General features: G+C 72.1%; 22 protein-coding genes. 16 read left to right on the top strand and 6 right to left on the bottom strand.

Going from position 1 to position 26,159, the window contains the following annotated elements; all coding sequences use genetic code 11:
* Nucleotides 1-64: 64 nt before the first annotated feature.
* A complete protein-coding gene (locus tag QQ657_RS49005; protein WP_284749314.1) occupies nucleotides 65-1,108 on the top strand; it encodes a ferrochelatase in 1,044 nt (347 codons plus the stop codon).
* A 121-nt stretch (nucleotides 1,109-1,229) separates the two neighbouring features.
* Complete coding sequence (locus tag QQ657_RS49000; RefSeq protein WP_284749313.1) at nucleotides 1,230-2,216, top strand: DUF4238 domain-containing protein; 987 nt, start codon at nucleotides 1,230-1,232, stop codon at nucleotides 2,214-2,216.
* Between the two features lie 38 nt (nucleotides 2,217-2,254).
* On the opposite strand, the gene QQ657_RS48995 is transcribed toward QQ657_RS49000, so the two are convergent.
* Nucleotides 2,255-3,052 carry an Rv1486c family protein gene (locus tag QQ657_RS48995; RefSeq protein WP_284749312.1) on the bottom strand — a complete coding sequence of 266 codons (798 nt, stop codon included), beginning with the start codon at nucleotides 3,050-3,052 and terminating at the stop codon, nucleotides 2,255-2,257.
* A 100-nt stretch (nucleotides 3,053-3,152) separates the two neighbouring features.
* Between QQ657_RS48995 and QQ657_RS48990 the strand changes: the two genes are divergently transcribed.
* Nucleotides 3,153-4,550, top strand: a complete 1,398-nt coding sequence (locus QQ657_RS48990; RefSeq protein WP_284749311.1) for an ATP-binding protein — start codon at nucleotides 3,153-3,155, stop codon at nucleotides 4,548-4,550.
* Complete coding sequence (locus tag QQ657_RS48985) at nucleotides 4,547-6,511, top strand: vWA domain-containing protein (RefSeq protein WP_284749310.1); 1,965 nt, start codon at nucleotides 4,547-4,549, stop codon at nucleotides 6,509-6,511. Before QQ657_RS48990 ends, QQ657_RS48985 begins: the two co-directional genes overlap by 4 nt.
* Here QQ657_RS48985 and fxsT read toward each other — a convergent pair.
* Nucleotides 6,487-8,760 carry an FxSxx-COOH system tetratricopeptide repeat protein gene (gene fxsT / locus QQ657_RS48980; RefSeq protein WP_284749309.1) on the bottom strand — a complete coding sequence of 758 codons (2,274 nt, stop codon included), beginning with the start codon at nucleotides 8,758-8,760 and terminating at the stop codon, nucleotides 6,487-6,489. The genes QQ657_RS48985 and fxsT overlap by 25 nt on opposite strands.
* A gap of 129 nt (nucleotides 8,761-8,889) precedes the next feature.
* Here fxsT and QQ657_RS48975 point away from each other — a divergent pair, with 129 nt between their 5' ends.
* Together QQ657_RS48975 and mshC are read left to right on the top strand one after the other, a co-directional pair.
* On the top strand, nucleotides 8,890-9,648 hold the full coding sequence (locus tag QQ657_RS48975; RefSeq protein ID WP_284749308.1) for a MerR family transcriptional regulator: 759 nt from the start codon (nucleotides 8,890-8,892) through the stop codon (nucleotides 9,646-9,648).
* Between the two features lie 71 nt (nucleotides 9,649-9,719).
* Complete coding sequence (mshC, locus tag QQ657_RS48970; protein ID WP_284749307.1) at nucleotides 9,720-10,958, top strand: cysteine--1-D-myo-inosityl 2-amino-2-deoxy-alpha-D-glucopyranoside ligase; 1,239 nt, start codon at nucleotides 9,720-9,722, stop codon at nucleotides 10,956-10,958.
* Nucleotides 10,959-11,013: 55 nt separating this feature from the next.
* Here mshC and QQ657_RS48965 read toward each other — a convergent pair whose 3' ends face one another.
* Nucleotides 11,014-12,645, bottom strand: a complete 1,632-nt coding sequence (locus tag QQ657_RS48965; protein WP_284749306.1) for an ABC-F family ATP-binding cassette domain-containing protein — start codon at nucleotides 12,643-12,645, stop codon at nucleotides 11,014-11,016.
* 158 nt (nucleotides 12,646-12,803) lie between these two features.
* Nucleotides 12,804-13,280 carry a MarR family winged helix-turn-helix transcriptional regulator gene (locus tag QQ657_RS48960; RefSeq protein WP_284749305.1) on the bottom strand — a complete coding sequence of 159 codons (477 nt, stop codon included), beginning with the start codon at nucleotides 13,278-13,280 and terminating at the stop codon, nucleotides 12,804-12,806.
* Nucleotides 13,281-13,426: 146 nt separating this feature from the next.
* On the opposite strand from QQ657_RS48960, the gene QQ657_RS48955 reads away from it, so the two are divergent.
* From QQ657_RS48955 to QQ657_RS48945, 3 genes are all read left to right on the top strand, one after another.
* Nucleotides 13,427-14,014 (top strand): ArsR/SmtB family transcription factor, encoded by a 588-nt coding sequence (locus QQ657_RS48955; protein ID WP_284749304.1) that lies wholly within the window; start codon nucleotides 13,427-13,429, stop codon nucleotides 14,012-14,014.
* On the top strand, nucleotides 14,011-15,240 hold the full coding sequence (locus tag QQ657_RS48950; RefSeq protein WP_284749303.1) for an MFS transporter: 1,230 nt from the start codon (nucleotides 14,011-14,013) through the stop codon (nucleotides 15,238-15,240). The genes QQ657_RS48955 and QQ657_RS48950 overlap by 4 nt, the downstream gene beginning before the upstream one ends.
* A gap of 81 nt (nucleotides 15,241-15,321) precedes the next feature.
* The gene (locus QQ657_RS48945; RefSeq protein ID WP_284749302.1) at nucleotides 15,322-16,155 is read left to right on the top strand and encodes a metallophosphoesterase family protein; all 834 of its coding nucleotides are present in this window, start codon (nucleotides 15,322-15,324) and stop codon (nucleotides 16,153-16,155) included.
* Here QQ657_RS48945 and QQ657_RS48940 read toward each other — a convergent pair.
* Nucleotides 16,150-16,695: a CGNR zinc finger domain-containing protein gene (locus QQ657_RS48940; protein ID WP_284749301.1), complete on the bottom strand. Its 546-nt coding sequence runs from the start codon at nucleotides 16,693-16,695 to the stop codon at nucleotides 16,150-16,152. The two genes, QQ657_RS48945 and QQ657_RS48940, sit on opposite strands and share 6 nt — an antisense overlap.
* A 38-nt stretch (nucleotides 16,696-16,733) precedes the next feature.
* Between QQ657_RS48940 and QQ657_RS48935 the strand changes: the two genes are divergently transcribed.
* The gene (locus QQ657_RS48935; protein ID WP_284749300.1) at nucleotides 16,734-17,669 is read left to right on the top strand and encodes a phosphotriesterase family protein; all 936 of its coding nucleotides are present in this window, start codon (nucleotides 16,734-16,736) and stop codon (nucleotides 17,667-17,669) included.
* Between the two features lie 4 nt (nucleotides 17,670-17,673).
* Here QQ657_RS48935 and QQ657_RS48930 read toward each other — a convergent pair whose 3' ends face one another.
* A complete protein-coding gene (locus QQ657_RS48930; RefSeq protein WP_284749299.1) occupies nucleotides 17,674-18,579 on the bottom strand; it encodes a PAC2 family protein in 906 nt (301 codons plus the stop codon).
* 38 nt (nucleotides 18,580-18,617) lie between these two features.
* Here QQ657_RS48930 and metH point away from each other — a divergent pair, with 38 nt between their 5' ends.
* The 6 genes from metH (at nucleotide 18,618) to hisG (ending at nucleotide 26,111) form a co-directional block, all read left to right on the top strand.
* Nucleotides 18,618-22,172 (top strand): methionine synthase, encoded by a 3,555-nt coding sequence (gene metH / locus QQ657_RS48925; protein ID WP_284749298.1) that lies wholly within the window; start codon nucleotides 18,618-18,620, stop codon nucleotides 22,170-22,172.
* A gap of 20 nt (nucleotides 22,173-22,192) precedes the next feature.
* Complete coding sequence (locus tag QQ657_RS48920; RefSeq protein WP_350310764.1) at nucleotides 22,193-22,855, top strand: HAD family hydrolase; 663 nt, start codon at nucleotides 22,193-22,195, stop codon at nucleotides 22,853-22,855.
* 58 nt (nucleotides 22,856-22,913) lie between these two features.
* The gene (locus tag QQ657_RS48915) at nucleotides 22,914-24,371 is read left to right on the top strand and encodes an AlkA N-terminal domain-containing protein (protein ID WP_284749297.1); all 1,458 of its coding nucleotides are present in this window, start codon (nucleotides 22,914-22,916) and stop codon (nucleotides 24,369-24,371) included.
* Between the two features lie 16 nt (nucleotides 24,372-24,387).
* The gene (locus tag QQ657_RS48910) at nucleotides 24,388-24,900 is read left to right on the top strand and encodes a methylated-DNA--[protein]-cysteine S-methyltransferase (protein WP_284749296.1); all 513 of its coding nucleotides are present in this window, start codon (nucleotides 24,388-24,390) and stop codon (nucleotides 24,898-24,900) included.
* A 66-nt stretch (nucleotides 24,901-24,966) separates the two neighbouring features.
* Nucleotides 24,967-25,230 carry a phosphoribosyl-ATP diphosphatase gene (locus QQ657_RS48905; RefSeq protein WP_155544123.1) on the top strand — a complete coding sequence of 88 codons (264 nt, stop codon included), beginning with the start codon at nucleotides 24,967-24,969 and terminating at the stop codon, nucleotides 25,228-25,230.
* Nucleotides 25,231-25,265: 35 nt separating this feature from the next.
* Entirely contained in the window at nucleotides 25,266-26,111 is an 846-nt protein-coding gene (hisG, locus tag QQ657_RS48900; RefSeq protein ID WP_284749295.1) for an ATP phosphoribosyltransferase, read from the top strand.
* Nucleotides 26,112-26,159: the final 48 nt, after the last annotated feature.

The following is a 26,159-nucleotide window of genomic DNA, read 5'->3' as shown; positions in this document are numbered from 1 at the left end:
GGACTGGTCGATTCATAACGGGCCCGCGTCAGCGTGCGGGCCGCCACATCGGCAAGATGACGGGGTGGGATACGACGCGTTGCTGTGGCTTTCGTTCGGCGGTCCGGAAGGGCCTGACGACGTCATGCCGTTCCTCGAGAACGTCACCAAGGGCCGGGGCGTGCCGCGGGAGCGGCTGCTCGAGGTCGCCGAGCACTACCGGCACTTCGGCGGTGTCTCGCCGATCAACAAGCTGAACCGCGACGCGATGGCCGCGGTCGAGAAGCAGCTCGCGGCCGCCGGCATCGACCTGCCGGTGCACTTCGGCAACCGCAACTGGCACCCGATGGTCGAGGACACGCTGGCCGCGCTGACTTCCGAAGGTGCGAAGCGGATCCTGGTCTTCCCGACGAGTGCGTACGGCGGCTATTCGGCGTGCCGCCAGTACGACGAGGACATCGAGCGCGCCCGCGCGGCGGTCGGCTCCGAGGCACCCGAACTGGTGAAGCTGCGCCAGTTCTTCGACCACCCGCTGTTCGTCTCCGCGGTGGCGGACGGCGTCCGCGCGGCGCACGCGTCGCTGGGTGACGCGCCCGGCATCCGCACGGTGTTCACGGCCCACTCGGTCCCTTCGAGCGCGGATCGGGCGTCGGGCCCCCCGTCCGAGGGCGGCGGCCGGTACTCCCGCCAGATCGCGGAGGCGGCCCGCCTGGTGGCGGCCGAGGCGGGCATCTCGGACTACGACGTCGTCTGGCAGTCGCGGTCGGGGCCGCCGCAGGTGCCGTGGCTGGAGCCCGACATCGTCGACCACATCGACGCCCTGCACGAGTCGGGGGTCGCCGGGGTCGTCGTGTCGCCGATCGGGTTCGTGTCGGATCACCTGGAGGTGATCTGGGACCTGGACAACGAGGCTGCCGAGCGAGCGGCGGAGCACGGAATGGCCTTCGCCCGCGCGGCGACGGCGGGTTCGGACCCGCGGTTCGCGGAGCTGGTGGTGGAGCTGGTCCGCGAGCACACGCACGGGGTGGCGCCGCGGAAGCTGTCCCCGTTCCCGTCAGCGGGCTGCACGGTCAACGGCGCGCCGTGCGCGGTGGGGTGTTGCGAGCCGGCCAAGCGCCCGGCTCGCTGAGCCTGGCGGTTACGAGGCGTCTTTACTGCCGGTGTGACAGGTTCTGGCAATAGTCAACGGGCGCCAGGACTCTGCCATTCTCCTGCGAGAATTCGCTGGGCTAGCCGGGTACGCTGCGGCTATGGCCACGTGGAGCTTTCCGAAGCCTGTAGCTGACTACGACACTGTGATTGCGGAGCTGGAGGCGGAAACCGGCGCGCCCGTGACAGGGCAGCACGTCGTTTCGCGGGTGGTGCTCAACGGGTTTGCTGCCCCAGGTAAGGGTAGCGCCGGATGGGAGTTGGTTCCGTATGACCTCTTGTATGGGAGAGAGCTCAAAAAACTGGGTGTTCGAGGGTGTGGCAAGATTGCGAACTTTCTTCCTTTTGCATCCGCGTCGGCGGAACGACTCTGGAAGTCTGTCGAAGACAATCTCGGTGCAGCAATAAAGGTGGCTCGCGACGGCGACCTGTCGTCGACCAGTAGTCACGCGCAAGTCATCAAGGACGGGATAGCACTTCATCTGGTTCGAAGTCCGCGATACCTGAGGATTCATCAGGACAGTGCGCGGGAGAGTGCGAGCGTGACCTACGCGGAGGCGCCGTTCAGCCATGCGGACGTGCTGCAAGCGGAGTTTTACCGAAGGCATGGCTTCTATGCCGCGGGACCGGATGCATTGCGGACTCTTCTGAAAGGTTCGCTGGAAAGATGGGAGGAGCTTCAGCGAAGCGGCAAGCTGGCCAGGGTTTCGATGGCGGCAATGTTCGAGCGAATTCGTACTGGATTGCGTGAGTACGATCTGGAAATATTGCGAGCGCCGCGTGGATGCGACCTGATTGTCTCGGATGCGCCGGCCTTTACTTTCCGATTTGACGAATCGGCGAAATTTGGAGTCGGGTGCGCAGTGGGAGACGCGCATGGTATCGCGATGCCGATAGCTGGTGACTGTATTGCGGTGATTGGTCCCGCGTACAAGACCCATGGTCTGTCTAGGGACGAGGTGGAGCTATTCAACCGCGTGCAGATTGAGCGCGCGATCCGGTTCGTTTGGTTCAGGCCGGGAAGCGGCCTCGGCGCGTTCGTTGCAGAAGCTGCGAAGGCTATCCGCCCGCCGCGATCGACGCCTTGAGGTCGGAGATCCCAAATGTCACATCGGGGGCTTGAAACTCAGCCTTCGCGGGCCGTCTGCTCCGCGAACACCCGGACCGCCTCGTTGACCGCCGCGCACCGGGCCGTCCGCACCGCGTCCGACAACGGCCGCAAAGCCTGGGCCCGCAACGACGAAGCCGAAGCCGACAGCGCCCCGCCCGGGTCGTCGGACGAAGCGATCACCAAAATCGCCGCGATCTCCTCCGCCCGCTGCAGCACCCGCAACGCCCGCCCGGGTGTCCCCGCCGGCCAGTCCACGTCCGGCCGCGACCGCAGGTGCGCCGACAGCTCTGCCCGCACCCCCGGCCGGTCCGAGGCCACGTCCAACGCCTGCAACGCCCCCGCGCTGTTGCGGATCGCGTCCGTCAGCCCGTGCTCGGCTTCGCCCAGCCCGACGTACTCCGGCGCCGAACTCGGCGCGAGCGAATACACCGTCCAGCGCACCAGGCCCTCGGCGATCGGCTGGGGGACCAGCCCGAACCCGAGCTCCGGGAGCACCACGGCGTCGCCCGCGCGCAGGGCCGCCTCCGCGAACGGACCGCCGCCGCCCAGGCCGCGGACGTCGCCCGGGACCGGGAGCACCAGCCGCATGCTTTTCGCTCCCTGCGAACGCAGGGCCATGAGCAGCTGGACCGGGGTGGCCGCGCGGTTGAAGGCCAGCGGCAGCGTGAACGCCTCCGCGGCGGCAGCGTCGGCCGCCACGACGTCGTGGGCTTCACCCCACGCGAGCAGGGCGTCGAGGACATCGTCGGACGCCGCGGCTCCGTTCAGCCACGCGGACGACCAGACGGCGAAAGTCGCACTGGGACGGCACACGACGCCCTATTTTACCGGGCCGCCCGAACCTCGCCGAGCGCGCCCACGCTGGAGTCGCTCCACATCGACGCACCGCCGATCGCGCAGTAGCGTCGAACGGGTGAACGCAGTTCCAGACGCTCTTCCCCGCACCGCCGGGGCCCTGCGCGCGGCCGGGTACGAGCCGCGGCCGATCGCTCAAGAGATCCACGACAACCTCCTCAATGCCCTGAAAACGGGCGAAGACGCCTGGCCCGGCATCGTCGGGTTCTCCCGCACCGTGCTGCCGCAGCTCGAACGCGCGCTGCTGGCCGGGCACGACGTCGTCCTGCTCGGCGAACGCGGCCAGGGCAAGACCCGCCTGCTGCGCACCCTCGCCGGCCTCCTCGACGAGTGGACGCCCGTCATCGAAGGCTCCGAGCTGGGCGAACACCCGCTGCAGCCGATCACGCCCGCGTCGATCCGGCGTGCCGCCGAGCTCGGTGACGAGCTGCCGGTAGCCTGGCGCCACCGCTCCGAGCGCTACACCGAGAAGCTCGCCACGCCGGACACCTCCGTCGGCGACCTGATCGGCGACGTCGACCCGGTGAAGGTCGCCGAAGGCCGGAGCCTGGGCGACCCCGAGACCATCCACTTCGGGCTGGTTCCGCGCGCCCACCGCGGCATCGTCGCCATCAACGAGCTGCCCGACCTCGCCGAACGCATCCAGGTCGCCCTCCTCAACGTCATGGAGGAGCGCGACATCCAGGTCCGCGGGTACACGCTGCGGCTGCCCCTGGACGTCCTGCTCGTCGCCACCGCGAACCCCGAGGACTACACCAACCGCGGCCGGATCATCACCCCGCTCAAGGACCGCTTCGGCGCCGAGATCCGCACGCACTACCCCCTGGACGTCGAGTCCGAGGTGGCCGTCGTCCGGCAGGAGGCGAACCTCGTCGCCGAGGTCGGCGAGCCGCTGCTGGAAGTCATCGCCCGGTTCGTCCGGAACCTCCGGGAATCGCCGGTCATCGACCAGCGCTCCGGCGTGTCGGCGCGGTTCGCCGTCGCCGCGGCGGAAACCGTCGCGGCCGCGGCCCTGCGGCGTTCGGCGCTGACCGGCGAGGAGCCCGCGGTGGCCCGCCCGGTCGACCTCGACGCCGTCCCGTCGGTGCTGCGCGGCAAGATCGAGTTCGAGCCCGGCGAAGAGGGCCGTGAGATCGAGCACCTCGTGCACCTGCTGCGCCGCGCGATCGCCGAGACCGCACGCGAACGGTTCGCCGGCCTGGACCTGCGGCCGCTGGCCGACGCCGTCGCCGAAGGGCACCTGGTCGCCACCGGCGAGCGCGTACCGGGCAAGGACGTCCTCGAAGCCCTGCCGGAGCTCCCGGTGCTGCACGAGGTCGCCCAGCGCGCCGGCGTCGGAGCCGACGAACCCGCCGGCCGGATCGCGGCCGCCGTCGAACTCGCCCTCGAATCGCTGTTCCTGGCCCGGCGGCTCGCCAAGGACTCCGACGACACGACGACCGTCTACGGCCGATGACCGCGGTCCCGCTTCCCGACGGCTACTCCTACGGCCCGTGGCACGACGGGCCGGACCCGCTCGCGCCGCCGGCCGATCTGAGGGACGCGCTCGACGAGATCGGCCGCGAGGTCATGGCCGGGTCGTCGCCGCGGTCCGCGCTCGAGGAACTGCTCCGGCGCGGCACCGAGCGCACGTCGGGCCTGGACGAGCTCACCCGGCGCCTGTGGCAGCGCCGGTCGCAGATCCAGCGCCGCAACAACCTCGACGGCACCCTCCAGGAGGTCCAGCGCCTACTGCAGGAAGCGCTCGACGCCGAACGCCGGGAGCTGTTCCCAGATCCCGACGACGAAGCGCGCTTCCGCGAAGCCCAGCTCGACGCACTGCCGCCGGGCACGGCAGCGGCCGTCAACGAGCTTTCCGAGTACGACTGGCGCTCCGAGCAGGGCCGCGAGAACTACCAGAAGATCCGGGACCTGCTCGGCCAGGAACTGATGGAGTCGCGTTTCCAGGGCATGAAGCAGGCGCTGCAGAACGCCGGGCCCGAGGACGTCGAGCGGATCAACGAGATGCTCTCCGACCTCAACGACCTCCTGTCCGCGCACGCCGAGGGCGCCGAGGACATCCAGGAGCGCTTCGACGACTTCATGGCGAAGCACGGCGAGTTCTTCCCGGAGAACCCGCGCAACGTCGAGGAGCTCATCGACGCGCTCGCCGAGCGGTCCGCGGCCGCGCAGCGGATGCTCAACTCGATGTCGGCCGAGCAACGGGCAGAACTCGCCGAACTGACTCAGCAGGCGTTCGGCGACCCGCGGCTCGCGCAGCAGCTGTCCCAGCTGGACAGTCAGCTGCGCGCGGCGCGGCCGGGCGAGGACTGGACGGGTTCGGAGCGTTTCCGCGGCAAGAATCCCTTGGGCATGGGCGAAGGCGCCCAGGCGATGGCGGATCTCGCCGAGCTGGACGCGCTGGCCGAGCAGCTGAGCCAGTCCTACCCCGGCGCGCGCCTGGAGGACATCGACCTGGAGGCGCTCGAACGCCAGCTCGGCAAGGACGCCGGCGTCGACGCGCGGCGACTGTCCGAACTGGAGCGTGAGCTGCGCCGCCAGGGCCTGTTCGAACGCGCCGCCGACGGGACGCTCCGGTTGTCGCCCAAGGCGTTGCGGCGCCTGGGCGAGACGGCGCTGTCCGACATCGTGAACGCGTTGCGCGGCAAGGCCGGCGACCGCGAGACCGAGTCGGCGGGTGCGGCGGGCGAGCCGACCGGGGCGTCGCGGCCGTGGCGGTTCGGCGACATGCAGCCCTGGGACGTGCCGCGGACCATCCGCAACGCCGTCCTGCGGTCGGTGTCGGTGGGGGAGAGCGCGGTCCGGCTGGACGTCGAGGACGTCGAAGTGGTCGAGACCGAGCACCGGTCGCGGGCGGCGGTGGCGCTGCTGGTCGACACGTCGTGGTCGATGGTGCAGGAGGGTCGCTGGCTGCCGATGAAGCGCACGGCGCTCGCGCTGCACCAGCTGATCAGCACGCGCTTCCGCAACGACGCGCTGCAGCTGATCACCTTCGGGCGCCACGCGATGTCCGTCGAGCTGCCGGAGCTGATCGGGCTGGAGGGCGCGTGGGAGCAGGGCACCAACGCCCACCACGCGCTGCTGCTGGCCGGGCAGCACCTGCGCCGCCACCCGGACGCCCAGCCGGTGGTCCTGATGGTCACCGACGGCGAGCCGACAGCCCACCTGGAACCGGACGGTGAAGCGGTCTTCGACTACCCACCCCAGCCGCGGACCCTCCACAAGACACTGTCCGAAGTGGACAGGCTGGCGAAGCTGGGCGCGTCGGTGACGGTGTTCCGCCTCGGCGACGACCCCCGGCTGACGGCGTTCGTGGACGTCATCGCCCGCCGCTCGGGCGGCCGGGTGGTCGCCCCGGACCTCGACGGCCTGGGCGCCGCGGTGGTGGGGGATTACTTGCGCACCCGGCGGCGCTGAGCCGGGGCCGGCAGGCCGGCGAGGTCGCTCTCGGCCTGCCGGCTGTAGGGGTGGCCGGGCCCGAGCACCCGCCGGTAGTCGGCGGTAACCGAGGTGAGGACTTCGCGCGCGACCTCGGGATTCCCGGCTTTCAGCTGGGCGAGGCCGAGGTTGCGGCGGGCGTTGAGGGTGCCGGTGTGGTCGGGACCGAGGATGCGGGTGCGGTCGGCGACGGTCCGCTCGAACAGCTCCAGCGCCTCGGCGGTGAGTTCGGCGTCCAGGAGCGCCCGGGCCAGGAAGAGCCGGACTCGCACCGCGTCGAGGCTGTCGGCCGGCTGTTCACGTTCGGTGTCGGCCCGCACCGTGCGCAGGAGTTCGACGGCCTCGCTGTGCCGGCCCGCGGCTTGGTAAGCCGCTGCCCGGTATTGCGACCACCACACCGAGGTGGCGAGCTCGCCACCGAGGCGCGCGTTCTCCTCGTGGAGCGCAATGCCTTCGGCCACGCGGCCGGTCCGTACACAGGTGCGGGCGAGCTCGCCGCGGGAGTTGATCGTCGAGGCGTGGTCCGGTCCGTGCACCCGCAAGTTCTCCCGCAAGTCCTCTTCGAACACGGCCGTCGCTTCGTCGAGCCGACCAGCCGAGCGAAGCGTGCTCGCGACGTTGATGCGCGCGTAGAGCGTGGTCTGGTGGTCGGGGCCGAGCGCCACCAGTGCCTCTTCGAGGTTCTCCCGGTGCAGCTTCAGCGCGCGGTCGAGCCGGCCCGCGCATTCGCAGCAGTAGCCGAGAGTATTCCGCGCGCCGATCGTGCGCGCCGAGCGGGCTCCGAGCACCCGGGACCGGCGGTCGAGGATCCGCTCCGACAGCGCGACCGCTTCCGCCATCCGCTCGCTCGCCATGCACGCCCGGCGCAGCGACCGTGCGGCATCGTCGGTGTCGTCGTGGTCGGGGGGCAGGTAGGCGTCGTGGTCCGCGAGCACCTCCCGGCCGAGGCTGCGGGCCTGGGCGAAGGCGCTCGCTTCGACCAGGAGCCCGACCGATCGGCGCCGCAGCCGCAGGATCCGGTCGAGCCGGGGCGCGAGCTCGGCCGACGGCAACGCGCGGAAGTGCCGCCACAGCGCGGAGACGTGGTCGACGAAGTCCGGTGCCGGATCGTCGGCCTCCACCACGGCGAAGGCCCGGTCCAGCGCTTCCGCCAGCCGCTCCTCCGCGTGCAGCCGGCCCAGGAGCGCGCGCTGGGTCAGGCGGTGCATCGTCACCACCTCGCCCGTGACGTCGAAGCCGACCAGGGACGCGCCCGCGAGGCCGCCCAATGCCGCGTCGACCGCGACCGGGTCCGGGCCCGCCCGATGGGCCAGCTCGCGGCGGACGCCCCGGGCCGAAAGCACGGCCAGCAGCTCGGCGAGGGGCTGGGCCCGCCCGTCGCGGGCCGTCACCGCGCGCAGCGACTCCAGTGTCGTGTCCTCGACGCACGCCGGGTAGCCCTCGCCCGGGACGCGTTCGAGCAACGCCTGCAGCGGGGTGTGCGGGAGCCGGTCCAGGTAGGTCGCGAACGTCAGCCGCTGGCGCCGGATCACGCCGCCCGCCTGGGCCAGCGCCAGCGGCAGGCAGCCCAGCTCACGGGCGACGCCGGTCGCCGCGTCGTCGGCGGCCAGGCCCGACCGCGCGGCGAGGAACCGGACCGCTTCCGCCTCGCCGAACCCGGTCACCGGCACTGTGCCGCCCAGGATTTCGAAGTCCTGCACGGTCGTCGTGACGAGCACCCGGGCGCGGGCGGGCAGCCACCGGTTGAGCGCGTCCGGGTCGGTCGCGTTGTCGAACACCACCAGCGGGCGGTCGAGGCCGTCCAGCCACGCCATGCCGGTGCGGGCGGCCGCTTCAGCGTCGGCGACGACGTCGGCCACCCCCGCCCGGCGGGCCAGCTCGGCGTAGGCCTGGACGGTGTTCGCCGGGTCCTCGGCCGCCACCCACACCACGGTCGACTTCCCGGCCGCCGCCCGGGCGAACGCGGCCGCGAGGTGGGTCTTGCCGACCCCGCGGCCGCCGAGCAGGACGCAGAACCGGCCGGCGGCGAACGTTTCGTCGACCCTGGTGAGGAGCGATCCGCGGTGCACGGCCGAAAGCGGCTCGCGCGGGACGTCGCCGAGGGTGAGCCGGGCCACCGGCCGCGCCGCCCCGGTCGACGGGGTCCGGCGCAGCTGCAGGTACGCGATGACCGCCGCGACCAGGGCGATCACCGCACCCGCGATGCCCACCACGACCTCGGTGCTCATCGAGCCAGGCTAACCGCGCTCGCCGCCGGGTGACGGCTACGGAAGGGTGACGCTTGACCCTCACGCCGCGTGAGGCGCCACCGTGATCACCGCAAGGGCCACACCGGCCGGAGAGGAGAAGGGGAACCGATGGGGCATCCCGTGGGCAAGGTCGCCGCACTGGCCGGGATCACCGTCCGGACGCTGCACCACTACGACGAGATCGGCCTGCTCAGCCCGAGCGGGCGGACGAGCTCGGGGTACCGCAGCTACGACGACGAGGATCTCGACCGGCTGCAGCGCATCCTGTTCTACCGGGAGCTCGGGTTCCCCCTCGAGACGATCGCGACCCTCGTCGACGACCCCGACATCGACGCCGAAGCGCACCTGAAGAAGCAGCGGGAGCTGCTGGTGGCGCGGATGGGCGAGCTGGGGCGGATGGTCGCGGCCGTCGATCGCGTGATGGAGGCGAGAGCCATGGGCAACGCACTGACGCCCGAGGAGAAGTTCGAAGTGTTCGGCGGGTTCCGCGAGCCGGACGGCTACGCGGAAGAAGCCGCGCGGCGCTGGGGTGACACGCCCGAGTGGCAGGGCGCGGCGACACCGTCCAAGGAGGACCTGGCGGCCGGGGAGGCGGCCCGCCAGGACTGGGTTCGCCGCCTGCGAGCCGTCCTGGACGCGGGTGGCGCGCCGGACGGGACCGAGGCGACGGACCTCGCCGAGGAGCACCGGGCGATGCTCGCCCGCGTCATGGGGGAGTGCTCGTACGAGACGCAGCGGCGGATCGGTGAGCTGTACGTCACCGAACCGGTGCAGCTCGGGTTCCTGATCCGGGAGGACGAGCAGCGGCCGGGCATCGGCGAGTTCGTCCGCGACGCCATCGTGGCGAACGTCGCACGCCGGCAGTAGCCGCTGCTCCACGTGGGGGAGGAGTCCCACCGGGCGGGAGGGTGGCGGAGCGAACGCTTACAGTCGAGGGTATGCAGACTTGGTCATCGGTCGACGTGCCCCGCATCCCCGGCACCCCCCGCCCGCTGCGGCTCCACGACACGGCCACCGGGCAGATCCGCCCGACCGCGCCCGGCGCCACCGCCCGGATGTACGTCTGCGGCATCACGCCCTACGACGCGACGCATCTGGGGCACGCCGCGACGTACCTGGCCTTCGACCTGGTGAACCGCGTGTGGCGGGACAACGGGCACGACGTCCACTACGTGCAGAACGTGACGGACATCGACGAGCCGCTGCTCGAGCGCGCCCAGCGCGACCAGGACGACTGGGTCGTGCTGGGCATGCGCGAGACGGCGCTGTTCCGCGAGGACATGGTTGCCCTGCGTGTACTGCCGCCGAAGCAGTTCGTCGGCGCGGTGGAGAGCATCCCGGAGATCGTCGAGGTCATCGCGAAGCTGCTCGCGAACGGCGCCGCCTACCGCGCGGACGACCCGGAGTTCCCGGACGTCTACTTCGACCACACGGCGACCGGCAAGTTTGGCTACGAGTCGAACTACGACGAGCCGACCATGACGAAGTTCTTCGCCGAGCGCGGCGGTGACCCCGACCGCGCCGGCAAGCGCCACCCGCTGGACGCGCTGCTGTGGCGCGTGGCCCGCGAGGGCGAGCCGTCGTGGGAGTCGGAGCTGGGCGCGGGCCGCCCGGGCTGGCACATCGAGTGCAGCGCGATCGCGGTCAACCGGCTGGGCCTCGGGTTCGACCTCCAGGGCGGCGGCTCGGACCTGATCTTCCCGCACCACGAGTACAGCGCGGCGCACGCCGAAGCCGTCGCCAAGGACGGCCAGTTCGCCCGCCACTACGTCCACGCCGGGATGATCGGCCTCGACGGCGAGAAGATGTCGAAGTCGCGCGGGAACCTGGTGTTCGTCTCCCGGCTGCGGGCCGACCAGGTCGACCCGGGCGCGATCCGGCTGGCGCTGTTCGCCGGCCACTACCGCGCCGACCGCGCCTGGACGCCCGCGCTGCTGACCGAGGCGGAGACCCGCCTGGCCCGCTGGCGCGAGGCGGTTTCGCTGCCCACCGGTCCGTCCGCCGAGGACACGATCTCCCGGCTGCGTGACCACCTCTCCGACGACCTCGACACGCCGAAGGCCCTGGCCGCGATCGACGCGTGGGCGAGTGAGGCCCTGCGCCGCGACGGGAAGGACCCGGCCGCGCCGGGCCTGATCCGCATCGCGGTCGACGCGCTCCTCGGCATCACCCTCTGACGAAAGACGGGCGCCACTTTCCCGGGAAAGTGGCGCCCGTCTTGTGTATAACGCCCTATACCGCGGTGGGCCGGCCGGCGGCCAGCTCCAGGTGGTCGCCCGCCCAGTCGCGGCGCAGCCATCGGTCGTGGGACGCGATGACGACCGCCCCCGGCGCCGTTTCGAGGGCCTGGAACAGTTCTTCGGCCAGGGTCAGCGAAATGTGGTTCGTCGGCTCGTCGAGCAGGAGCACGTCCGGCGGTTCGGCGAGCAGCACCGCCAGTGCGAGCCGCCGGCGCTGGCCCACCGAAAGCGCCCCCACCGGCTGCCGCAGGTCCCGGGACGCCAGCAGGCCGAGCCGGCTCAGCGGGGGAGCGTCCTCGCCGAGCGCATCCCGGTAGACCCGGGCCGCGGTCCGGTCCGGATCGGCGAACACGACGTCCTGCTCCAGCAAGCCGACGCGCACACCGTGTCCGAAGTGGACAGCGCCACCGGCGGGTGTGAGCTGCCCCGCCAGCACGGACAACAGCGTCGACTTCCCGGCGCCGTTTCCGCCGGTGACGAGCAGCCGCGCCGAGGCGTCGACGTCCAGCCGGGGCAGGCTCAGCCGTCCCGGCACCTCCACTGAGCGCACCGAGATCGCGGGTCCGTCGCCGGCCGTGTGCCCGGTGAGCTCGGCCCGGAACCGCAGCGGCGCCGGGGGTTTGCGCACCTGGTCGCGTTCGAGGTGCTCGAGCCGCTGCTCGGCGTCGCGCACCCGCCGCGAGATCGTCTTCTGGACGCGGGCGCCCTTGAAGTGGTGGATGAACTTGTCGTTGTCGCGCGGTGCGCGGCCGTAGGCGACGTTGCGCGCGGTGACCGCGACGGTCTCCCGCAGCTCCTTCAGCTCCTCCTGTTCTTCGGCGAAGCGCTGTTCCCACCGCGCCCGCTCGGCCTTCTTGTGCCCGAGGTAGTCCGAATAGCTGCCGCCGTACCGGACCGCCCCGCCGGCCTGGCGGTCGGCCGCGGCCGGGTCCAGGTCGACGATGTCGGTGCAGACGGCGTCGAGGAACACCCGGTCGTGCGACGACAGCACGACGATCCCGGTCAGCTCGGCGAGGTGGCGTTCCAGGAAGTCCATCGCGGCGTCGTCGAGGTGGTTGGTCGGCTCGTCCAGCAGCAGGGTTTCCGGCCGCCGGACCAGGAGCGCGGCCAGGCCGAGCCGGGATCGCTGCCCGCCGGACATCGTGCCCAGCCGCCGGTCCGGCTCGACGCCGCCGAGGCCGAGCCCGTCGCAGACGAGCTTCGCGCGGCGGTCGGCGTCCCAGAGGTCGTGGGCCTGGGCCCATTCCAGGACGCGGCCGTACTCGTCGAGGACCGCCGGATCGTCGGGCCGGTCGGTCATCGCCGCGGTCAGCTCGTCGAGCCGGGCGGCGGCCGCGCGGATCTCGGCGAGCGCGTCGTCGAGGACGTCGGCGAAGGTCGCGTCCATGGCGAACGGCAGCTCCTGCAGCAGGAACCCGACGTCCGGGCCGCGGCGGACCTCGCCGGAGCGCGGTTCCTCGAGCCCGGCGAGCAGCCGCAGCAGCGTGGACTTGCCGGTGCCGTTCTCGCCGACCAGGCCGAGCCGCTGCCCGGCCGACGCGGTCAGCGTGACGCCGTCGAGGACGACGCGGGTGCCGTAGCCGAAGACGACGTCCTTGGCCTGCAAGGGAAAGAGAGTAGACATGTGCGATCACCGGGCCCGGATGAGAAGAAGCGGAAATCCCGCCGGGCGTCGTGGCACGCGGGAGCGTCAGGCTCGACCGGGTGCCGCCTCGGAAGCGGGATGGGCGCGGTTCAGTTCCTCATAGTGGAGCCAGGTTAACGCAACATCCGTAGAGTTAGTCAACTGGTTATGGCCTGGGTCACATCCGGCAGGTTCCCCGACGCCTGTTCGGCCGCGGCGGTGCCGTCGGTGAGGAAGCCGACGAGGGCGGTCAGCTGCCGGCGGTCCAGGCGCGCCAGCCGCTCGCCGACGAACCGGGCCATCGGCGCGTACAGCTCGGCGAGCTCGGCCATCCGGTCGGGCAGTGGCCGGACGACGAGCCGGCGCCGGTCGGCCGGGTCCGGGGCGCGCTCGGCGAGCCGGTGGCGCTCCATCCGGTCGAGCAGCCGCGTGAACGCGCCCGTGGACATCCCGAGCAGCCGGGCGAGCTCGGACGGGGAGTCGCTGACCCCGCCGTGGAGCAGGTGCAGGCAGTGCAGCTCGGTGGGGGTGACGGCCATCCGCTCGGCGACCGCCGCGTGGAAGAGCGCGGTCGAACCCACGAAACGGGGGAGGGCGAGGGCGGCGGAGGTGGCGAGTTCACGCTGGTCGGGCAACGTCCATCCAAGGTCGGGTAACTGCGCAGTCACTGCCTTGCGCAGTGACTGCCCCGCGAACGATAGCGGAGCGGCTTGACAATCCCCGAGGCGGGACCAACTATGAAAGAGACCTTTCGAAATGACTCTTTCAGATAGGACGACCGATGGCCGAGCTGCCACCGCGCAAGCGGATCGAGGACGTCGAGCTGCTGCGCGCGCTGTCCCACCCGCTGCGCTCGGCGCTGCTGCACCACCTGACCTCCGTCGGCCCGCGCACCGCCAGCGAGTGCGCCGAGGCGGTCGGCTCGACCGCCTCGAACTGCAGCTGGCACCTGCGCCAGCTCGCGCAGTTCGGCCTGGTCGAGCGCACCGAAGGGGACGACGGCCGGGAGCGGCCGTGGCGCGCCCGGCAGGTCGGGCTCGACCTGGGTGACCTCGACGGCGACCCGGTGCGCCGCGCGGCCCAGCTCGGGGTGGTGGGCGCGAGCCTGGCCAACGAGCAGGAGCTGACCCAGCGGTACCTCGACTCCCTGGACGGCCTCGACCCGGCGTGGCAGGCGGCGGCCGGGTTGATCTCGTACTCGCTGCGCGTCACGCCGGCGGAGCTGACCCGGCTGACCGACGCCATCGATGCCCTGGTCCGGCCCTACGTCGGGGCCATCCGCACCGACGCGCCGACGGGCGCGCGGCCGGTGCACGTCGGCCTGCGGGCGTTCCCGCGCATCGAACATTCGGGGAAGGCGGAGGAATGAAACAGCTGTTGGGGGTTCCGGGGTTCGCGCGGCTGTGGGTGGCCGCCTTCTTCGGTGAGACGGCCGAGTGGATGCTGCAGGTGGCGTTGCCGGTGTACGTCTTCCAGCGCACCGGCTCCGCCGCGACGACGGCGCTGAGCATCGTGCTCGGCCTGCTGCCCGCGGTGCTGCTGAGCCCGGTCGCCGGCGTGGTCGCCGACCGCTGGAACCGGCGGGCGGTGCTGTTCGGCGTCTGCTGTGGGCTGGCCGTCGTCGCGCTGCCGCTGCTCGCGTCGCCCGGGGTGACCGTGGTGTACGCCGTGATGGCCGCCCAGGCGGCGCTGGCGTCGGTGTTCGAACCGGCGCGCAATGCCCTGGTGCCGGAGCTGGTCGGTGTCGGGGAGGTGACCGGCGCGAACGGGCTGATGAGCGTGAACGGCAGCGTTGCCCGGCTGGCCGGCGGCTGGGCGGGCGGTGCCCTGCTCGGCTTCGGCGGGCTCGCGCACGTCATCACCGGCTACCTGGCGGTGCTGGTGGTGGCGGCCGCGCTGCTGGCCAAGCCGTTCCGCCGGGTGAGCGCACCCGTGCCGGCCGCCGCGCCCGAACCGGTGGTGCGGGCCTGGCTCGACGGGCTGCGCGAGCTCACCCACAACCGCCGGCTGTGGCGCACCGGGCTCGCGGTCGTGTTCACCTCCCTGGCACAGGGCATGTTCCTGGTGCTGTTCGTGGTGTACGTCCTGGACGTGCTGGGCGGCAGCGAAGCCGACGCGGGCCTGCTGCGCGGCGTGCAGGCGATCGGCGGGCTCGCGGCCGGCTTCGCGCTGGCCACGGTGGCGCGGCGGGTGGCCCCGGCGGCGCTGCTCGGCTGGGGGTCGATCGCGCTGGGCCTGGTCTCGGCGGTGATCTGGAACCTGTGGCTGGTGACGACGGCGCTCGGGCTGTACGTGGGGCTGTTCGTCCTGGTCGGCGCGCCGGGCGTGGCCGCGGGCGCGGGGGTGCTGTCGGAGATCCAGAGCGCGGTGGCGCCGGAGCGGGCAGGCCGGGTGCTGAGCACGGCGTTCGCCGCGATCGCGACGTTCACGACGGTGGGGGCGCTGCTGGCGGGCACGCTGGTCGCGACGACCGGGCCGGCGCTGCTGCTGAACATCCAGGCCGGGGTGTACGTGCTGGCGGGGGTGCTGATGCTGGTGCGGCGGGTCCGGCCGGCCGCCGAAGCGCCGGTGGCGACGACCGCCGGGGCCGCGTGAGGCGCCCGGGTTCGTGCGGAAAACACCCGGGATCCGCCGGTTTCGCGGGGATCCCGCGACCCCGGTGGTTACGGTGGAGGGGTGCCGCACCTCTTCGCCACCAGCGACCTCCACGTGACCCACGAGGGCAACGGCCCGATCCTCGACGACGTCGTCCCGGAGAGCCCCGGTGACTGGCTGCTCGTCGCCGGGGACGTCGCCGAGCGGGCCGAGGCCACCATCGGGACCCTGAAGACCCTGCGCGAGCGGTTCGCGAAAGTCGTCTGGGTGCCGGGCAACCACGAGCTGTGGACCACGAAGAACGACGAGTGCCAGCTTCGCGGCCAGGCTCGTTACGAGTACCTCGTCGAGCAGTGCCGTGCGATCGACGTGCTCACGCCCGAGGACGAGTTCCCGGTGTGGCGCCAGGGCGGGCGCCCCCTCACCATCGCGCCGCTCTTCCTGCTCTACGACTACAGCTGGCGGACTCCCGAGGCCGAGGGCAAGTCCCTGGAAGAGGCGCTGAGCCAGGCCCGGACGGCCGGGGTGGTCTGCACGGACGAGTACTTCCTGCACCCCGACCCGTACCCGAGCAGGCAGGCGTGGTGCGCGGACCGGCTCAAGATCAGCACCGAGCGCCTCGACGCGATCCCCGAGGACCACGGCACGATCCTGATGTCGCACTGGCCGCTGCACCGCCACCCGACGGCGCCGCTGTACTGGCCGGAGTTCGCCCTGTGGTGCGGCACCACGAAGACCGAGGACTGGCACATCCGCTACCGCGCGGAGATCGCGGTGTACGGCCACCTGCACATCCCGCGCACGACCGAGGCGGACGGCGTGCGGTTCGAAGAGGTGTCGCTCGGCTACCCGCGCGAGTGGCGGAAGCGGGCCCGGGGCGCGGTGCCGATGCGCCGGATCCTGTGGCCGTCATGATTCCGCGCGCCGTCGCTCTCTGAGCGCGCGTACCCGGCCGCGGCTGGCGCAGGCGGGGGAGGGACACCAGCGGCGTCGCCCGCCCGGGTCGGCGAACACGCCCCGGCAATCCTGCTCCGGGCACGCGCGCAGGTCGTCGCGCAAGGGGCCGGTGAGCCAGTCGGCCGCCTGGTGGGCGAGGCGCGCCCACGTGTCCGACGCCGTCGGCGGGGCGCTGCGGTGCAGCCGGTCGAGCGCGGCCAGGTGCACCGGCTCCGCCGCGAGGAACGCCGTGAGCGCACGCACGTGGTCCGGCTGAGGCGCGACGCCGTCGACCGCGCCCAGGGCCAGCGGTCGCAGCGTTTCGCGGAGCCGGTGGGCCGCGTCGAGGTCCGTGTCGGTGACCGGGGCGAGCGGGGTCAGCTCCGCGAGTGCGAGCCAGTCGCGCAGCCGCTCCACCGTCGGGATCCGCTCGACCGGCCGCGGGCCGAAGTGGCGGCCGCGGGTGGCGAGCAGGTTCAGCCAGGGCGCCCCCATGTCGAGGCGGAAGTCGTCGGGCACCTCGCCATCGTAACGCCTCAACCGTTACACTCGCGGTCGTGACTGGGGAACCCAAGGTCCGCACCGTGCTGGGCGACATCGATCCGGCCGAGCTCGGCGTGACCGACGCGCACGACCACCTGTTCTTCGCTTCCAAGATGCTGCCCGGCCAGGAGCTGGACGACCTGATGGCCGCGAAGGAGGCGCTCGCCCACTTCAAGATGGCGGGCGGCTCGGCGCTCGTGCAGTGGACGCCGTTCGGGCTGGGCCGTCGCACGCGGGACCTCGTCCGGCTCTCCGAAGAGCTGGGCGTGCACCTCGTCGCGGCCACCGGCCTGCACCGGGCCGAGCACTACGCGCCGGCCGCGCTGAGCCAGGTGGTCGACGACCTGGTCCGCGTCTTCGTCGCCGACCTGACCGAAGGCACCCAGCCCGCCGACCATCCGGACGAGCCGCGGACCGGCCCGCGCGCCGGGCTGATCAAGGTGGCCGGCGCGTTCCACACCGTCGATCCGCACGCCCGGCTGACGCTGACCGCCGCCGCGGTCGCGCACCAGGAGACCGGCGCGCCGATCGCGGTGCACCTCGAACTCGGCACCGCGGCCCTCGAAGTGGCCGAGCTGCTCTGCGGAAACCTCGATGTCCCGCCCGACCGGGTGATTCTCGGGCACCTGAACCGCAACCCGGACCCGCGGATCCAGCGGGCGGTCGCCGAAACCGGCGTGTTCCTCGGCTTCGACGGCCCGTCCCGTGCCAACCACGCGACCGACTGGCGGCTCTTCGACGGGCTCGAAGCCCTCGTCGACGCGGGCCACGGCGGCCGGATCCTGCTGGGCGGCGACACGACGACCGCGGCCGCCCGACACCAGCCCGGCGCGTCCTACCTGCTCACGACCCTGGCACCGCGGCTGACGAAGCTGCTCGGCGGCGACGTCGTGACGGCCATGCTGGTGGCGAACCCCGCGCGGGTGTTCGCCACCAGCCGGCCGAAGTAACCCCTCAGCGCAGGCCGAAGCCTTCCTGTCCGCCGCCTCGGCCGCGGCGGCGCAGGTAGCGCTCGAACTCCGCGGCGATCTTGTCGCCGCTGACGTCCTGCTCCGCGACCTCGGTCTGCGCGTCACCACGCTCTTCGAGGCTGCGGACGTACTCGCTGATCTCTTCGTCCTCGTCGGCCATCTCGCTGACCGTGCGCTGCCACTCCTCGGACTGCTCGGGCAGCGCGCCCAGCGGGATCTCGACGTCGAGGATGTCCTCCAGCTTGTGCAGCAGCGCCAGCGTCGCTTTCGGGGACGGCGGGTGCGACACGTAGTGCGGCACCGCGGCCCAGATCGACACGGCCGGGATCCCCGCCTGCACGCAGTAGTCCTGCAGGATCCCGACGATGCCGGTCGGGCCCTGGTAGTTGTTCATCTCGAGCCCGTAGAGCGACGCGGTGTCCTTGTCGTACGCCGTCCCGGTGACCGGGACCGGCCGCGTGTGCGCCGTGTCGGCGAGCAGCGCGCCGAGCGTCACCACGGTCGCGATGTCGAGCTGCTTGATGTGCTCCAGCAGCTCGGCGCAGAAGGCACGCCAGCGCATGTTCGGCTCGGGGCCCTGCACCAGCACCACGTCGCGGTCGAACCCGTCCGGGCGGCACACCGACAGCGTTGTCGTCGGCCAGTCCACCCGTCGAGTGACGCCGTCCACCATCCGGACGGTCGGGCGGCTGACCTGGAAGTCGTAGTAGTCGTCGGGCTCCAGTTCGGCCAGGGGCGTGGCGTCCCAGTTCAGTTGCAGGTGCTCGACCGCCCGGCTGGCCGCGTCACCTGCGTCGTTCCAGCCTTCGAAGGCGACCACCATCAGCGGCCGGGAGGGTTCGGTGCGGTCGCCGGGCGGCCGCGGGGTCTCGTCGTCGGGCTCACTCACCAACCCAGCCTACGACCACCGGCCTTACCCTGTTCAGCATGTCCGACCGGGTGTCGTCGCCGTTCCTCGAAGCGCTTCGCTCGCGCGTGCTGGTGGCCGACGGGGCGATGGGCACCGCGCTGCAGGCCCACGACCTGAGCCTGGCCGACTTCGACGGCCTCGAAGGCTGCAACGAGATCCTCAACGTCACCCGGCCGGACGTCGTCCGCTCGGTCCACCGGGGCTACCTCGAGGCGGGCGCGGACGCCGTCGAAACCAACACTTTCGGGGCCAATTTCGCGAACTTCGCCGAGTACGACATCACCGGGCGGATCTTCGAGCTCGCCGAAGCCGGCGCGCGGCTGGCCCGGGAGACCGCCGACGAGTTCGCGACGGCGGACCGCCCGCGGTTCGTGCTCGGCTCGGCCGGCCCCGGCACGAAGCTGCCGACGCTCGGCCACGCGCCGTTCACCACCCTGCGTGACGCCTACCAGGAGGAAGTCCGCGGCCTGCTGGCCGGCGGCGTCGACGCCGTGATCGTCGAGACCACCCAGGACATCCTCCAGACCAAGGCGTCGATCATCGGCGCGAAGCGGGCGATGGCGGCGGAAGGCAGGTCCGTGCCGATCCTCGCTTCGATCACCGTCGAAACGACCGGGACCATGCTGCTCGGCACCGAGGTCAGCGCCGCTCTGGCCGCGCTGGAGCCGCTCGGCATCGACCTGATCGGGCTCAACTGCGCCACCGGGCCGGCCGAGATGAGCGAGCACCTGCGGCAGCTGGCCAAGCACGCCCGGGTGCCGCTGTCGGTGATGCCGAACGCCGGCCTGCCGGAGCTGGGCCCGGCCGGTGCCGTGTACCCGCTCGGCCCGGAGGCGCTGGTCGAGGCGCTCACCGGATTCGTCCGCGAGTTCGGCGTCGGCCTGGTCGGCGGCTGCTGCGGCACCACCGACGAGCACATCCGGCAGCTTGCGGCCGCCGTGGCGGACACCGCCCCGGTGCCGCGGCGCCCGCGGCCCGAGCCCGGCGTGTCGTCGCTGTACCAGGCGGTGCCGTTCAAACAGGACGCCAGCGTGCTGATGATCGGCGAACGCACGAACGCCAACGGCTCGAAGGCGTTCCGCACCGCGATGCTCGAGGGCCGCTGGGACGACTGCGTCGAGATCGCCCGCGAGCAGACCCGCGACGGCGCGCACCTGCTCGACCTCTGCGTCGACTACGTCGGCCGCGACGGCACCGCGGACATGGCCGAACTGGCCGGCCGGCTCGCCACGGCGTCCACCCTGCCGATCATGCTCGACTCCACCGAGGTCCCGGTGCTGCGGGCCGGGCTGCAGCGGCTCGGCGGCCGGTGCGCGGTCAACTCCGTCAACTACGAGGACGGCGACGGGCCCCAGTCCCGGTTCACCCAGGTCATGGAGCTGGTGAGCGAGTACGGCGCCGCCGTCGTCGCCCTGACCATCGACGAAGAGGGCCAGGCACGGACCGCGCAGACGAAGGCCGACATCGCGTCCCGGCTGATCGCCGACATCACCGGGAACTGGGGCGTGCGGACGTCGGACATCATCATCGACGCCCTGACCTTCACCATCGCCACCGGCCAAGAGGAGTCCCGCCGCGACGGTGTCGAGACGATCGCTGCGATCCGCGAGATCAAGCGGCGCCACCCCGAGGTCCAGACCACGCTCGGCCTGTCGAACATCTCCTTCGGCCTGAACCCGGCCGCACGGCAGGTGCTGAACTCGGTGTTCCTGCACGAATGCGTTCAGGCCGGGCTCGACACCGCGATCGTGCACGCGTCGAAGATCCTGCCGATGGCGCGGATCCCGGACGACCGGCGCGCGGTGGCCCTGGACCTCGTCTACGACCGCCGCCGCGAGGGCTACGACCCGCTGCAGGAGCTGATGGCCCTGTTCGAGGGGGTCAGCGCGGCGTCCACGAAGGCGTCCCGCGCGGAGGAACTGGCCGCGTTGCCGCTGTTCGAACGCCTGGAACGCCGGATCGTCGACGGCGAGCGCAACGGCCTCACCGATGACCTCGATGCGGCCCTCGAGCAGCGGCCAGCCCTGGAGATCATCAACGACACGCTGCTGTCCGGCATGAAGACCGTCGGCGAGCTGTTCGGGTCCGGGCAGATGCAGCTGCCGTTCGTGCTCCAGTCCGCCGAGGTGATGAAGGCCGCCGTCGCGCACCTCGAGCCGCACATGGAGAAGGACGACGACGCCGGCAAGGGCCGGATCGTGCTGGCCACCGTCCGCGGCGACGTGCACGACATCGGCAAGAACCTGGTCGACATCATCCTGTCCAACAACGGCTACGAGGTGGTCAACCTCGGCATCAAGCAGCCGATCACGACCATCTTGGAGGCCGCCGGCGAGCAGGGCGCCGACGCGATCGGGATGTCCGGGCTGCTGGTGAAGTCCACGGTGATCATGAAGGAGAACCTCCAGGAGATGAACTCCCGGGGCGTCTCCGCGCGCTGGCCGGTGCTGCTCGGCGGCGCCGCGCTGACGCGGTCCTACGTCGAGAACGACCTGAGCGAGCTCTACACCGGCGAAGTCCGCTACGCGCGCGACGCGTTCGAAGGGCTGCGGCTGATGGACGCGATCATGGCCGCGAAGCGGGGTGAATCGCCCCTTGTGGACGCCGACGCGGACCAGAAGCGCCGGGAACGCAAGGAACGCCGCGAACGCTCGCTGCGGATCGCCGAGGCGCGCAAAGCCCGCAAGGCGGACGAAGAAGCCCTCGAAGGGCCGCCGCCCGCGCGCTCGGACGTCGCCACCGACGTCCCGCTGCCGGTCCCGCCGTTCTGGGGTTCGCGCGTGGTCAAGGGAGTCCCGCTCGCCGGCTACGCCGCGATGCTCGACGAGCGCGCGACCTTCATGGGGCAGTGGGGCCTCAAGGGCGCCCGCGGCGGCGCCGGCCCGACGTACGACGAACTCGTCGAGTCCGAAGGCCGGCCGCGGCTGCGGTACTGGCTCGACCGGCTGACCGCGGACGGTGTCCTGGCCCACGCGGCCGTCGTCTACGGCTACTTCCCGTGCGTCGCCGAGGGCGACGACCTGGTCGTGCTCGCCGAGCCCGAGCCGGACGTGCCCGAGCGGCTGCGCTTCACGTTCCCGCGGCAGCGTCGCGACCGGCGGCTCTGCCTGGCCGACTTCTACCGGCCGCGGGAGGCGGGCGAAGTCGACGTCGTGCCCTTCACCGTCGTGACCATGGGCCAGCCGATCGCCGACTACGCGAACGAGCTCTTCGCCGCCGACGCCTACCGCGACTACCTCGAGGTGCACGGCCTCGGCGTCCAGCTCACCGAGGCGCTCGCCGAGTACTGGCACTGCCGCATCCGGGGCGAGCTGACCTTCCCCGGCGGTGTGGCGGTCGCCTCAGAGGACCCGGAGGACGTCGAGGACTTCTTCAAGCTCGGCTACCGTGGAGCGAGGTTCTCATTGGGCTACGGCGCCTGTCCCGATCTCGAGGACCGGGCGAAGATCGTCGCGCTCCTCGAGCCGGGCCGCATCGGCGTGAAGCTGTCCGAGGAGTACCAGCTGCACCCCGAGCAGTCGACCGACGCGATCGTCTGCCACCACCCCGAAGCGAAGTACTTCAACACCTAGGCCCTGGAGGGGGATCCACTGTGGACGGTCTCGACGCCGTGTTGTGGGACATGGACGGCACGCTGGTCGATTCCGAGAAGCTGTGGGACGTCGCCCTCTACGAGACGGCGGAATGGCTGGGCGGCAGGCTTTCCGAGGAAGAGCGGATGACGCTCGTCGGGTCCAACATGGACGACACGTCGGCCTACCTGCTCGAGGTCGTCGGCCTGCCGGTCACCCCGGCGGCGATCGCCTCGACCGGCGGCGAGATCCGCCGCCGCACGGCCGGGCTGTTCGACGACGAGCTGCCGTGGCGCCCGGGCGCCCGCGAAGCGCTGACGGCGGTGCGCGAGGCGGGCCTGCGCTCGGCCCTGGTCACCTCGACCGAGCGCGCCCTGACCGAACTCGCGCTCAACACGATCGGGCGGGACTTCTTCGACGTCACGGTCTGCGGCGACGAGGTCGAGGGCCTCAACAAGCCGCACCCGCGCCCGTACCTCAAGGGCGCCGAGCTGCTCGGCGTCGACCCGGCGCGGTGCGTCGCGGTGGAGGACTCGCCGCCGGGCACCGAATCGGCGGTCGCGGCGGGCTGCACGGTACTGGTGATCCCCAACGACGTCCCGGTCGAGCCGGGGGAGCGGCGCGTGTTCCGCGACTCCCTCGTCGGCATCGACGTGCCGGCGCTGGCGGCCCTGCTCGGCTGAGCACGGCCATGTCGCATTTCCGCTAGCCCCGGCTCCGGGGGTCGGCGATGCTGGGGGCGTGTACGAGGACTTCGAACGGTGCGTGCGGGCCGTGCAGGCGAAGGACGCCCGGTTCGACGGGTGGTTCTACTGCGCGGTCCTGACCACCCGGATCTACTGCCGGCCCAGCTGCCCGGTGGTGCCGCCCAAGCGGCAGAACATGAGCTTCCACCCGAGCGCCGCGGCCGCGCAGCAGGCCGGGTTCCGCGCCTGCAAGCGCTGCCGCCCCGACGCGAGCCCCGGGTCGCCGCTGTGGAACGAACGCGCCGACCTCGTCGCGCGGGCGATGCGGCTGATCGCCGACGGCGTCGTCGACACCGAAGGCGTCAGCGGCCTCGCCGCGCGGCTCGGCTACAGCGTCCGGCAGGTCGAGCGCCAGGTGTTCGCCGAGCTCGGGGCCGGCCCGCTGGCGCTCGCGCGGGCCCAGCGGGCGCAGACCGCCCGCACGCTCATCGAGACGACCACCCTCCCGATGACCGAGCTGGCCCTCGCCGCCGGGTTCGGCAGCATCCGGTCGTTCAACGACACCGTCCGCGAGGTCTTCGCGCTCACCCCGACCGAGCTGCGCAGCCGCGCGAAGGGCAAGCCGTCGGCCGGGGCGATCCTGCTGCGGCTGCCCTACCGGAAGCCGCTCTGCCCGGACAACCTGTTCGGCCACCTCGTCGCGACCGGCGTGCCGGGCGTCGAGGAGTGGCGCGACGGCGCCTACCGCCGGACCCTGCGGCTGCCGCACGGCCACGGCGTCGTCGCGCTGCGCCCGGAGAACGGCCACATCGCCTGCCGGCTCAGCCTGACCGACCTGCGGGACCTGCCCGCCGCCACCAGCCGCTGCCGGCGCCTGCTCGACCTCGACGCCGACCCGGTCGCCGTCGACGACCAGCTCGCCACCGACCCGCTGCTCGCGCCGCTGGTCGAAGCCGCGCCGGGCCGCCGGGTCCCGCGCACGGTCGACGGCCCCGAGTTCGCCGTCCGGGCCGTGCTGGGCCAGCAGGTCTCGACGGCGGCGGCGCGCACCCACGCGGCCCGGCTCGTCGTGGCGCACGGCGAGCCGATCGACGACCCCGAGGGCGGGCTGACCCACCTGTTCCCGTCGCCGGAGGCCCTCGCTTCGCTCGACCCCGAGACGCTGGCCATGCCGCGCAGCCGCCGTCGCACGCTGCTCACCCTGGTCTCGGCGCTGACGGACGGGCTCGACCTCGGCGCGGGCAGCGACTGGGCGGCGACGAGGGCGGCGCTGACCGCGTTGCCCGGGTTCGGGCCGTGGACGGTCGAGAGCATCGCCATGCGCGCCCTCGGCGACCCGGACGCGTTCCTCCCCACCGACCTCGGCATCAAGTACGCCGCCGAACTGCTCGGCCTCGGCGGCCCGGCGGCCGTCGTCGCCCGCTCCGAGGCGTGGCGCCCCTGGCGCGCCTACGCCACCCAGCACCTGTGGGCCACCGGTGACCACGCGATCAACCGGATGCCCGCCGCCTGACCCCGTCTGGAGAACCATGCCTACCCACCTCGTGGTGGACAGCCCGTGCGGCCCTCTGACCCTCGTCGCCGAGGGCGAGGCTTTGCGCGGCCTGTACATGCATCAGCAGCGCCATCGCCCGGCCGACATGACCTTCGGCGAGCCCAGCGCCGGTGGCGGGATCTTCGACCGCACCCGGGCTCAGCTCGAGGAGTACTTCGCCGGCACGCGCCGGGAGTTCGACGTGCCGCTGGCCTTCCGCGGCACGCCGTTCCAGCAGTCGGTGTGGACCGCCTTGCTCGACATCCCGTACGGCGAAACGGCGTCCTACGGCGAGCTGGCGCAGCTGCTCGGCAAGCCGTCGGCCGCGCGGGCGGTCGGCCTGGCCAACGGCAAGAACCCGATCTCGATCATCGTGCCGTGCCACCGGGTCATCGGCTCGACCGGCTCGCTCACCGGGTACGGCGGCGGCCTGGAGCGGAAGGAGTACCTCCTCGGCTTCGAGCGCCGGACTCCCACATCTCGGGAGGCCGTGTCCACGGAGGTGTGAGATCGGCGGCATCCGGACCGGCCCGGGGCAGCGGGGACGAGGCCGGGATGGAAGGATCTGCAGACCGTGAAGACCTTCGATGAGCTGTTCGCGGAGCTTGCCGAGCGCGCGCGTACCCGTCCCGACGGGTCCGGCACCGTCGTCGCCCTCGACGCCGGAGTGCACGCCCAGGGCAAGAAGGTGCTCGAGGAAGCCGGCGAGGTGTGGATCGCCGCCGAGCACGAGTCCGACGAGCGCCTCGCCGAGGAGATCTCCCAGCTGCTGTACCGGCTGCAGGTGCTGATGCTCGGCCGCGGGCTGTCGACCGAGGACGTCTACCGCTACCTGTGACGGGTGGTCCACCGCTGAACGAGGAGAGAAGCGAAATGCTGCGTGTTGCCGTGCCGAACAAGGGAGCCCTCGCCGCCGCGGCGACGGAGATGCTCGGCGAGGCGGGCTACCGGAAGCGGCATGAGCAGCGCGACCTGACGGTGCTCGACACCGTGAACGAGGTCGAGTTCTTCTTCCTGCGCCCCAAGGACATCGCGATCTACGTCGGCTCCGGTGACCTCGACCTCGGCATCACCGGCCGCGACCTCGCGCTCGACTCCGGTGCCCCGGTCGAGGAGATCCAGGCGCTCGGCTTCGGCGGCTCGACGTTCCGCTACGCCGCCCCCGCGGGCCAGGACTGGAAGCCGGCCGACCTGCAGGGCAAGCGGCTCGCCACGTCGTACCCGCGGCTGGTGCGCGACGACCTCGCGCGTCACGGCGTCGAGGCCGAGGTGATCCGCCTCGACGGCGCGGTCGAGATCTCGATCCAGCTGGGCGTGGCGGACGCGATCGCGGACGTCGTCGAGTCCGGCCGGTCGCTGCGGCAGAACAACCTGGTCGCGTTCGGCGACCCGATCTGCGTGTCGGAAGCGGTGTTGCTGCAGCGCAAGGGCACCGAGCAGAGCAAGGCGAAGAGCCAGCTCGCGGCGCGGCTGCGCGGCGTGGTGTTCGCACAGCAGTACCTGATGCTGGACTACGACTGCCCGCGCACGCTCGTCGAGCGCGCCATCGCCATCACGCCGGGCTTGGAGTCGCCGACGGTGGCGCCGCTGGCCGATGACGACTGGGTGGCGGTGCGGGCGATGGTGTCGCGCAAGGACGTCAACCGGGTAATGGACGAGCTCGCCGAGGTGGGCGCGAAGGCGATCCTGGCGTCGGACATCCGCTCCTGCCGGCTCTGAACCACTCCGGGTCGTGAGTGAGAAACAGTGTTAGAACACTGTTTCCCA

It is taken from the genome of Amycolatopsis ponsaeliensis, from assembly GCF_030182635.1.
GTDB lineage: Bacteria > Actinomycetota > Actinomycetes > Mycobacteriales > Pseudonocardiaceae > Amycolatopsis > Amycolatopsis ponsaeliensis.
Note: the sequence above shows the minus strand (reverse complement) of the source record. Positions and strands in the feature narration are given on the sequence as shown.

Coding starts and splice junctions, on each gene's coding strand:
- mshC (WP_284749307.1), top strand. CDS start 9,720: ATGCAGACTTGGTCATCGGTCGACGTGCCCCGCATCCCCGGCACCCCC.
- QQ657_RS48965 (WP_284749306.1), bottom strand. CDS start 12,645: ATGTCTACTCTCTTTCCCTTGCAGGCCAAGGACGTCGTCTTCGGCTAC.
- QQ657_RS48985 (WP_284749310.1), top strand. CDS start 4,547: ATGACCGCGGTCCCGCTTCCCGACGGCTACTCCTACGGCCCGTGGCAC.
- QQ657_RS48955 (WP_284749304.1), top strand. CDS start 13,427: ATGGCCGAGCTGCCACCGCGCAAGCGGATCGAGGACGTCGAGCTGCTG.
- metH (WP_284749298.1), top strand. CDS start 18,618: ATGTCCGACCGGGTGTCGTCGCCGTTCCTCGAAGCGCTTCGCTCGCGC.
- QQ657_RS48975 (WP_284749308.1), top strand. CDS start 8,890: ATGGGGCATCCCGTGGGCAAGGTCGCCGCACTGGCCGGGATCACCGTC.
- hisG (WP_284749295.1), top strand. CDS start 25,266: ATGCTGCGTGTTGCCGTGCCGAACAAGGGAGCCCTCGCCGCCGCGGCG.
- QQ657_RS48950 (WP_284749303.1), top strand. CDS start 14,011: ATGAAACAGCTGTTGGGGGTTCCGGGGTTCGCGCGGCTGTGGGTGGCC.
- QQ657_RS49000 (WP_284749313.1), top strand. CDS start 1,230: ATGGCCACGTGGAGCTTTCCGAAGCCTGTAGCTGACTACGACACTGTG.
- QQ657_RS48910 (WP_284749296.1), top strand. CDS start 24,388: ATGCCTACCCACCTCGTGGTGGACAGCCCGTGCGGCCCTCTGACCCTC.
- fxsT (WP_284749309.1), bottom strand. CDS start 8,760: ATGAGCACCGAGGTCGTGGTGGGCATCGCGGGTGCGGTGATCGCCCTG.